Source organism: Succinimonas sp. (assembly GCF_045225735.1).
Taxonomy (GTDB): Bacteria; Pseudomonadota; Gammaproteobacteria; order Enterobacterales; family Succinivibrionaceae; genus Succinimonas.
In genome coordinates this window covers 1-9,547 of the sequence record NZ_JBGVBR010000022.1, presented here as the reverse complement: position 1 = coordinate 9,547, position 9,547 = coordinate 1, and the positions used below count along the sequence as shown (strand labels likewise).

At 47.9% G+C, this 9,547-nt stretch carries 7 protein-coding genes; 2 read left to right on the top strand and 5 right to left on the bottom strand.

The genetic code is table 11. The features are described from left to right. Nucleotides 1–269 precede the first annotated feature (269 nt). Entirely contained in the window at nucleotides 270–1,487 is a 1,218-nt protein-coding gene (locus tag ACJROR_RS00595) for a pyridoxal phosphate-dependent aminotransferase (RefSeq protein ID WP_406043186.1), read from the bottom strand. A 599-nt stretch (nucleotides 1,488–2,086) separates the two neighbouring features. On the opposite strand from ACJROR_RS00595, the gene ACJROR_RS00590 reads away from it, so the two are divergent. Further along, nucleotides 2,087–2,389 carry a helix-turn-helix domain-containing protein gene (locus ACJROR_RS00590; RefSeq protein WP_406545404.1) on the top strand — a complete coding sequence of 101 codons (303 nt, stop codon included), beginning with the start codon at nucleotides 2,087–2,089 and terminating at the stop codon, nucleotides 2,387–2,389. A gap of 325 nt (nucleotides 2,390–2,714) precedes the next feature. On the opposite strand, the gene dacB is transcribed toward ACJROR_RS00590, so the two are convergent. Together dacB and ACJROR_RS00580 are read right to left on the bottom strand one after the other, a co-directional pair. After that, nucleotides 2,715–4,220, bottom strand: a complete 1,506-nt coding sequence (dacB, locus tag ACJROR_RS00585; protein ID WP_406545403.1) for a D-alanyl-D-alanine carboxypeptidase/D-alanyl-D-alanine-endopeptidase — start codon at nucleotides 4,218–4,220, stop codon at nucleotides 2,715–2,717. A 106-nt stretch (nucleotides 4,221–4,326) separates the two neighbouring features. Continuing rightward, entirely contained in the window at nucleotides 4,327–5,682 is a 1,356-nt protein-coding gene (locus tag ACJROR_RS00580) for a hypothetical protein (RefSeq protein WP_406545402.1), read from the bottom strand. A gap of 352 nt (nucleotides 5,683–6,034) precedes the next feature. On the opposite strand from ACJROR_RS00580, the gene fabV reads away from it, so the two are divergent. After that, nucleotides 6,035–7,228: an enoyl-ACP reductase FabV gene (gene fabV / locus ACJROR_RS00575; protein ID WP_406545401.1), complete on the top strand. Its 1,194-nt coding sequence runs from the start codon at nucleotides 6,035–6,037 to the stop codon at nucleotides 7,226–7,228. A gap of 192 nt (nucleotides 7,229–7,420) precedes the next feature. On the opposite strand, the gene ACJROR_RS00570 is transcribed toward fabV, so the two are convergent. Both ACJROR_RS00570 and ACJROR_RS00565 read right to left on the bottom strand, forming a co-directional pair. Beyond that, nucleotides 7,421–8,416, bottom strand: coding sequence for a hypothetical protein (locus ACJROR_RS00570; protein WP_406545400.1), 996 nt, complete (start codon nucleotides 8,414–8,416; stop codon nucleotides 7,421–7,423). Between the two features lie 20 nt (nucleotides 8,417–8,436). Next, nucleotides 8,437–9,547 (bottom strand): IS1634 family transposase (locus ACJROR_RS00565; RefSeq protein WP_406545399.1); only part of this gene is annotated, 1,111 nt, incomplete at its 5' end.

Sequence of the window (9,547 nt, the reverse complement as noted above, 5' to 3'; positions counted from 1 at the left end):
TCACGGTAGCTTTCCATGATCTTGTAGTAATCATGGCCCTTGGAAGTAGTTTTTGCTAAATAGCTCATGTGCACACAACCTCTGTATTCTTAATTATAAAGGATTATCTGGCGTGTATCAATATCGAAGCGTTGAATATAAATGGTTTTGTGGTTGTGTGCACAGAAAATTCCGTCAAACCTTTACATTTGGGGACTCCGCTCAAAATGAGTCGAAACTACCGTTAGGTACGCTTTCAGGTGCGGGGCGGCTTTCAGGTATCGAGGAGATTAATCCTGATGGTAATGCTTGAAGAAGCGCCTCAGGCGATCGCAGGCATCGGTAATAACCTCCTCGGTGGGGAGGAATACCAGACGGAAGTGATCCGGTGCCGGCCAGTTGAAGCCTGTGCCCTGAACAATAAGCATTTTTTCCTGCCGGAGGAGATCCAGCACCATTTTCTGATCATCCTTGATGCGGTACATCTTGGTGTCAATTCTCGGGAACATGTAAAGAGCTCCCTTAGGCTTTACGGCGCTTAAGCCCGGGATGGAGTTAATAAGCTCCCAGGCCTTGTTCCGCTGTCTCCAGAGCCGGCCGCCGGGTCTCGTGAGCTCCTTGATGCTCTGATAGCCGCCCAGAGCAGTTTGAATACCGTATTGCATGGGGACGTTAGCGCAGAGACGCATGGAGGCCAGAATGTTAAGTCCCTGAATATAGCCCTGAGCCTGACGCTTAGGGCCGCTCACCACCATCCAGCCCATGCGGAAGCCGCAGGCGCGGTAGGCTTTGGAAAGCCCGTTGAAGGTGAGGCAGAGCACATCATCGCACAGGGTGCAGATACTGGTGTGGGCTACGTCATCGTAAAGGATCTTGTCGTAAATTTCATCGGCAAAGATAATGAGATTGTTCTGCCGGGCCAGTTCCACCAGTTCCATCAGGAATTCAGTGGAATAAAGAGCACCGGTGGGGTTGTTGGGGTTAATGATCACAATGCCCCGGGTTCTCGGAGAGATCTTCTTTCTGATGTCATCAAGATCCGGCAGCCAGTCAGCCTGTTCATCGCAGATATAGTGCACAGCGCGGCCGCCGCTGAGATTTACGGCAGCGGTCCACAAAGGATAGTCCGGGGCAGGCACCAGAATTTCATCGCCGTTGTTAAGGAGAGCCTGCATGGACTGCACAATAAGCTCCGAAGCGCCGTTTCCGATATAGATGTCGTTATGATCCACATCCCGGAGGCCTTTCTGCTGATAGTACTGGGCAATGGCCTTTCTGGCGATGAAGATGCCCTTTGATTCCGAATAGCCCTGACCATTGGGAATGTTGATAATGATATCCTTGATAACCTCTTCCGGAGTATCAAATCCGAAGGTGGCCAGATTGCCGATGTTAAGCTTGAGAATCCGCTGCCCTTCCTCTTCCATGTGCTGGGCTTCAACCATTACCTTCCCGCGAATGTCGTAACAGACATTGTCAAGCTTGTGGGATTTTTCAATAACCTTCATAGCTGTCCTATCTTGCTTTTTGTTTTGCTGCCTTAAACCTCTGCTCCTGCGGGCTCTTTTCCGGCGGCATTTTTTGTGCTTAATGCCTGCAGGTTACAGGAAATTGTAGCACCATTGCCGGGATAATGCCCGCGGGGGAGAGGGAGTTTCGGAGAATAATAAATTATGTTTTTCCGAAAATGTGAGGATGATTCTTTAGATTTCAGGTGTCAGACAGTTAATAATGCTGCGTCATTTTTTGTTTTCAGTCTTTTTTAGCATATTTTGCTGTCATTCCGGCAATGATGCGAAATGAACTCTCTGAACCAGCCATGAACCGAAAATGATGTCTGCGGCTTGATTTTCATCGTCTTATGGCATCGCATCTCATGACACCGTGCGAGCCTCCAAAGTTCATAACCGGCCCGCATTACACATTATGGTATATATGCCATATTCTGCTTGGAAATGGTATACTGAGACTCGTCTTGCGAATCCCTGGCAGATTCCGGTTCCGGAGCCATGCTGAATCGTGCCGACTGAGCCGGCACCAGAACAGGCGACAAGACGGTCAGACAACAAGGATTAGCAGACTAAAGAGAAGTCAGAGAGGGCGGAGCATGAGAACGTTTGACGATATGCTTGCTGATGAAATGCAGGATGAGGAATTCAGAAAGGCATACGAAGACATCCAGCCGGAGATGGATGTAATCAGAGCTGTGGCCGCGGCAAGAATATCTCTGAACCTTACGCAAAAGGAGCTTGCGGAACGCTCGGGCATTAATCAGGCTGATATCAGCAAAATTGAGAACGGCACCAGAAATCCTTCCCTGAATCTTCTGAAAAGACTGGCCGCTGCCATGGGGATGACTCTGAGAATCCAGTTTATCCCCAAAAAGACCTCATCCGGCCGTCATCCCTAACCAACGCCTGCGCATGCGGGCTGCTTCGCCAGTCATAACAAGGACACTCCGCATGGTTAGCTCCGCCTTATGTCAGGGATGGCAATTCACCTGAAAACTTATGCGCCGCAAAGCCTTACGGAATTTGGTTTTGTCCTAAACTGATTTAATTCAATTTTCCCCCTCTGAAAACTCACGGCTCAAAGTCCCGGAGACCTTGAGCCGTTTCATTTGCTGTTACGAACCAGGGACAGGGAGCGCAGTAACGTCTTCCGTCAGTGTTTTCCAGCTGTGTTTCTGCAGATCTTCTGCTTATCCCTATACCAATTTCTCTTAATCTTCCTTGCTATCTGTTTTCCCGTACCGTCTCTTCGTTGTAGATAGCCTCGAGAATTCTTCTTTCATGAGCATAGTGGGGCTTCGCAATCTTCTTGGTTGCCAGCTTTCTCTTGGTAACATCGTCATAGGAGAGATTGTTCATGAAGTAGACAAAGGGAATCAGCTTGCCGTTCTTGCTGGTAAGAAAGCCGGCCAGATTGGATACGCCGTTCAGGGTGCCGGTTTTGGCGGTGACGTTTTTAAGAAGAGGCGGCTTCATTACGCTGCCCCGGCTTCCTAAAGTACCGCTTTGACCTGCTACCGGGAAGAGCTTTATCATGTTCAGGTGGCGATCGTTGTCGGCGATATATTGCAGCACTGTCAGCATCTGCCGCGGCGTGATGTAGTTGTGGGGGGACAGCCCGGAACCGTCAATAAGAGTGGCGCTGCCGAGATCGATGCCCTTGCCCTTGAGAATTCTTCTGATAGCGGTCAGAGACATGTCATAGGTAGCAGGACGCTTGTAGAATTCCGTGCCGATGGTGCGGGCCATGCTGTCAGCGATCAGGTTCACGCTGCGCTTCAGGCATTTGTCCAGCATGGCGACAATAGGCTTGGAGTGGTGCGCGGCATAATGGGACAGCGTGCCCGCGGATTTTCTTACTGGTTCGATTTTGCCGTTTACCTGAATTTTCAGCTTGGCGAGCACCTGAGCGGTAAGATCCTTGCCCCATTGCACGGGATCCTGGATGGCAAAGGAAAGGCCCAGGGGCTTACCCTTCTGCTGCACCGGAATGCAGCCGGAGAGCCGGTAGATATTCTGGGAGTTGCGATCCATTTCCAGTTCGCAGCCGCCGTAATATTCTGAAGGGGATACCACCTCCACATCGCTGGTAATAACCGAAATGGGCATGCCTTCGGGAATTTCCACCGAGACCGGGCCGCCGATTTTGGTGGCCGAAAGCTTCGCGGACACGCAGTTTCCGTTGATGATTATCGAAGAGGGCGGGGCGGTAAAGCACTTAGGGAGATCATCCCATGACCAGCCGGTGGCATAATCATGTCCGGCAAAATATCCGGAGTTCAGATAGACGTTTCCGGAAATTGTTCTGACTCCGGCATCCTTCAGAGTGTTAAGCAGGTTGTAAAGCTCCTGCTTGGTGAAAAAGGGATCCCCCCGGAATTCGATTTCGATGTCCCCGTTAAGAACGCCGTTCTGGGTTACGATTTTATTGCTGGAGGATAAGGCCTTGCTGCTGATGAGAAGACGGGTCTTTATCTGGTAGTTGGGCCCCAGGTAGGAGAGGGCAGCCAGGGCGGTGATGACCTTTTCGGTAGAGGCCGGTCTGAAATAAAGATCCTCGTTGTAGCCTCTTACCACGCCGTTCAGACTGTAGGCCACCCCGTTCAGGGCGCCTTCCTGGATTTTACTGGCGTTCTGATCTGAGGCCGCAGCGGATACTGAAACTGCGGCAAAGGAAAGAGCCAGGCCCAGCGTTCTCAGCATTCCTGTTGCTCTCATTTTTCCTATCATTCCCCTCATTCCTGTTTTTCCCAGCAATACTTCTTTTAACATTTGACTGATTTCCCCTCTGTTCAGGCCGGAAAACGGCAAAGATCTTAAGCAATAAACCGAAAAACTAATTCCCCATTTCAGAAAGAATGGCATTAACCTCTTCCGTGATCTGCATGCCCAGACTGTCATTGCTGTCAAAGTAGCCTGAGGATACCGCGCCGCCCAGATTAACCGCGGTCAGGAAGAAGATGGCTGCCGTCAGAATGGCAAAATGCTTTAAGGTGTTGTTCTGCCGGTGGGCGTCCACAATGGTCAGAGCCGGAACCAGAGCCAGGGGCAGAATAGCGCCCAGAGTTACAAAGGGCAGCTTGTCAGAATAGATGGCAGCCGTCAGCAAAATGGCAAAGAAGGTGTAAAAGGAAACCAGATAGAGATATTCCTTTTTGTTGGGAACCACGCCGGCGCGGAAGGCAATGGGGAGACACTGCTTGAGAGCCACGGACCAGGAGGCGATGTTGAGGAGCAGGGTAATCCCGCCCACAATGTAGAGAACGCCCACCCAGACCGCGCTGATAAGTTTTGATACCGCATCTCCGGTAATAAAGTCCGGATCAAACTCCGTTATCAGATAGTGGGAGAAGTTGGTGCTGCCCAGTCTCAGGTAATCAAATACCGAAATCGCCAGAGGATAAACATTGGTGAGCCCGTACATAAGAGGGTGTTCCTCGTCCTGGGCATAAAGTCCGGTAAGAGTGCTGTTGGAGGTCAGCTCCTGCAGGAACGGATAAACGGTAAGGCCGCCCAGGAACAAGGCAATGGCGGCTCCGGTGAAGGAGAAGGTCAAAAGCCGGCGCATGTACATGAACAGCGTGAGGAACAGCATGATAAGGCCCAGATAGTCGGTTTCCAGGCACCAGAACAGCCCCAGAATGAGCACCATCGTCCCGAAAAACGTCCACCCCTTCCGATCATAGGTAAAGGTTACCTCCCGGCTGTAGATGTCCCGGAATGAGGTACCCTTCCTGAGCATGACGTAGGAGGAGGTTACCAAAGCCACTCCGAACAGGAAAAAGGCGTCCTGCGTCATGGTGGTGTTGTAGAGGATGAAGGGCGACAGCAGAAAAAACACGGAGAACCAGCACATGGTGACATTGCTGAAGTATTTTTTAAAGCAGGCGCTTAATATTACAAAGGCCATAATGCGGAGCACAACGATCATGGCCATGATGGAAAAGGGGTTGTCCCAGATCATCAAGGCGCCGTAGCACAGCAGGGATGGCAAAAGTCCGGGGGTGGGGCCGATACCCGGAAAGGCATCGCCGAAGGAGCTGAATTTGCCGTTATAGAGCGCATCGTAGGCATTGGTAAGGAGGAGGTTCTGACTGCTGCCGATAACCTGATTGTTGGCGTATACCGCAGCCAGGATAATATGAATTACCAGCACGAGTAAGGTGAACAGTAAATATTTTTTGTTGGCCATGATGCATATCCCGGATTTTTCAGGAGCTGAAACTGTGAGCGCAAAGACCCTAAGCTATTCTATCATAAAAAGAAAGAGCCTCTTCCCGTCAAATATGCTGCCATAAGTCGCCTTTTTGACAAGAAGCAGCTTTGTGGAGAACAGCAAAATCGCCTTTCCGCCCCGGACTTCTGCGGCAAAAACAAGATCCCGGAGCGGTAATTTTTCGGAGTCAGTGTCAAAACCGGGAAACACAGTGTAAAATCTTTTATCAGGAACATCCGAAAGATTCCTGCCGGTTCAGTATTGGCTGTCTCTTATCGGAACTTTTCAGGACAATTCAGCAATTTAGCGTTACAAAGAGAGCAATAACATGATTATATCGCCAAAAGTTCGCGGATTTATCTGCACCACCGCCCATCCGGCCGGATGCGCTCAGAATGTCAGGGATCAGATTGCCTATGTGGAATCCCATGGCAAAATCGAAAACGGCCCTAAAAAGGTTCTGGTAATCGGCTCTTCCACCGGCTACGGTCTGGCCTCCCGCATCAGCGCCGCCTTCGGATCCGGAGCTGCCACCATCGGAGTGTTTTTTGAAAAGCCGGGCACTGAGGGACGTACCGGAACTGCCGGCTGGTATAATTCCGCTGCCTTTGATACTCTGGCTCATGAGAAAGGGCTTTATGCCAAAAGCATTAACGGCGATGCCTTCTCCGATGCCTGCCGCGCCAAGGTTATTGAGCTTATAAAGCAGGATCTCGGCAAAATCGACCTCCTGGTTTATTCTCTTGCCTCTCCCAGAAGAACCATTCCCGCTACCGGAGAAACCGTAAAGTCCTCCCTGAAGCCTATTGGTCAGGTTTATACCACCACCGCTGTGGATACCAACAAGGATGAAATCATTCAGGACAGCGTACAGCCGGCCAATGAGCAGGAAATTGAGGATACCGTAAAGGTTATGGGCGGTCAGGACTGGGAGCTCTGGATTCAGGCTCTTTCCGCTGCCGGCGTTTTAGCTGACGGCTTCCGTACTGTGGCCTACAGCTATATTGGCACGGAGCTCACCTGGCCTATCTACTGGCACGGCACTCTGGGCAAGGCCAAGGAGGATCTGGACAGAGCCGCTCACGCCATTACCGCTTCTCTGGCAGCTGTTTCCGGCCGGGCTAATGTAGCGGTACTGAAGTCAGTGATCACTCAGGCCTCCTCCGCCATTCCGGTAATGCCTCTCTACATTGCCATTTGCTTCCGCATTATGAAGGAGCAGGGCGTGCATGAAGAGGTTATCGATCATATTTACCGTCTTTTCAGCACGGCTCTTAACAATCCGGACTTCCCGCTGGATGAAAAGGATCGTATCAGAATGGATACCTGGGAGCTGGATCCGAAGGTGCAGGATGCCTGCAAGAGCGTTTGGCCGGAGATCACCACCCAGAATCTCAAAGAAAAGACCGATTATGATCAGTACAAGAAGGACTTCCTGAAGTTGTTCGGCTTTGGGGTTAACGGCGTGGATTATGACGCTGATGTAAGTCCGGTGGCTGATTTTGATGTAATTACTCTGTAACAGTGCGGAAAGGGGCCGGAAGAATGCTTTCGGCCTGATTCGGCCCTTGTTGACTGGTAACTCAGCTTTAAAACCTTATAGAGCGGCAGTGATTATGGTCTCTGCCGTTTTTTATTTGTTTGTATTTATCTCGCTGCTTGCTTTTTTTCTCATGGCGATTGAGTTTAAAACAGGTGTCCATTTTCCTTGTATCTATTCGTGATTTCCAGTTATTTCTTTCGGATGTTCTACGGCAAAGAACAGTTTATTTGCAGGTTTGTTATCATCTACGCAACGGAAATTTTTAGTATAAGACGTGAGGTCTAAAAATGTATTAATCTTATTATTTTTACGTTCTCTATCATTTTCCGAATTTATGATTTTTTTGATATTGTTGAAGATTGATACTAAATCATATTTAGAATGACAGAGAATAACCGCGTAATTTAATTTCTTGTGACATAATAATTTCCCTATGACATCACTGTCAGCAATTCCGCATGAATGTCCGATAATTATCAGATCGAACCAGTTGTCTTCGATAAACTCATTAATATCAACATAGCCAGTGTTCTTAATAATACGTCTACACGTTTTTTCAAAAGGATACAGTTCTTTGGGAATATCATCATTACTGAAATTTGTGTATCCAATGACTATGTTGGTTTCAAATTCATTTTGGTTATTAAGTTCAGGCTGAATACTTCCGTTTATATGTATTATTTTATCCTTTTGTTCTGGTGAATGTACTTCCTTAAAAAAGCGTTCAGCAATGTTCGTATAGTTATAGTTTATAACGATGTTGGCATTAGAAATGTCTAAAAGTTCCCTGGCTACATCTTCGTCAATTGCACCGCAAGATCTACTTGTCAATGATTCAAGGTGATTGACAACTATATCGTTGAAGAATGTTTCAGCATTATTTTTAGTGATATCTATATTTTGGATTAAAGATAAATATTTTGTTAAAAGAATTTCAAAGATATCTAATCCGTAAGAAAAACTTTCAAGTGTACTATTGTCCCATTTAGGAAATTTATCATCTTCTAAGTTATATTTTGTTTTTAAATAAAGGGGGCTGGTAATAAGAAGTTCAATAACCGTTTCCACGTCAGACCATAATGCTATATTTTTGCGATTTTGGTCGAAATTGGCTTCAACTATATGAGCAATAGTTTCAAGGCCTTCGGCTAAATTTGTATCCGACATTGGTCAGTAATTTTTTGGAATTACATTTTCCCCTTGAAAATCTTTGATTTTTTAAAATCAGGCAATGGCTTTGAATTCCCTGTCATCTTATCTAAGAGCTCATAGTAGAAGTTCTGGTAAGTTCGTGGCTGATAGTACCTAATCCATTCATCACCCAGTGCCACTATGATATCTGCAAAAACATCCGTCATTCCTGATATCATGAATGTCTGTGATGCATCTAAAAACACCAAAATCACTTGTGAGTTATCGGCGTACTGCTTCAGTCTGTTTAACGTCGGCACGGCCAGCGTAAACCTGTGATCAGGAGCGGGCATCTTTATGTTATTTTCCTTTGCCGCCTTTTTCAGGAGATACTCTGTTGCGGCATAGACCAGCAAAGCAATAGACAGAACCCACATCAAAGCCTGAATGCGATGAGGTGTTTTAAGGTAGAGGGCATTCAGCAGAATTTTGGGATCCTTGGAGATTTTCCACATTCTCTCGATAGTGGACTGTCTCTTGTATGTCGACAAAAGTTCAGCCATGCTCCAGTTCCGCCTGGTGTCGGTTGTGGCAATTACGAACTGAAGTTCCTCCTCAACCTTGTGCTTGATGTACTCTTCGTTGACAGACACCTTTCCAAGCACCTTTACGGCTATCGTCTTTTTTTGGGCATCTGGTGAAGGTCTTCCCTTCCCTTCGTACTTTTGCACCTCTTCGTAAGTTATGTCCGAAATGACGCAAGCCTTGCATTTCTTCTGCAGATCGGCAAGCGCTTTCTCTGCATCAGCTCTGCACTTGGCAGGTTGCGTTCTTAATTTTTTAAAGGCAGCCGCAGTTTTTTCAAGTTCCTTCTCAGCCTTGCGCCTGACGGTATCTTCCTTGCTCTCTCTCCTTTCATAGTTTTTGACCAGCAGAAGTTTCAGGGGCACCCCGCCAATTTCTACTGAATCGCACCATCGTCCGTAATTCAGATCCTCTTCATCATCGTAAATCTTGATAAGATTCCCTTCGTTGGTCTCCTCGTAAATTGCTTTGGCAAAACCGTAGGTGTCAGGCACCCGGGTAACCAGGTGAATGCCTTTATCTACCGCCTCAGGAATAATATTATCGGTACACATGGCGCTGTCTCCGACAAGATACTTCAGG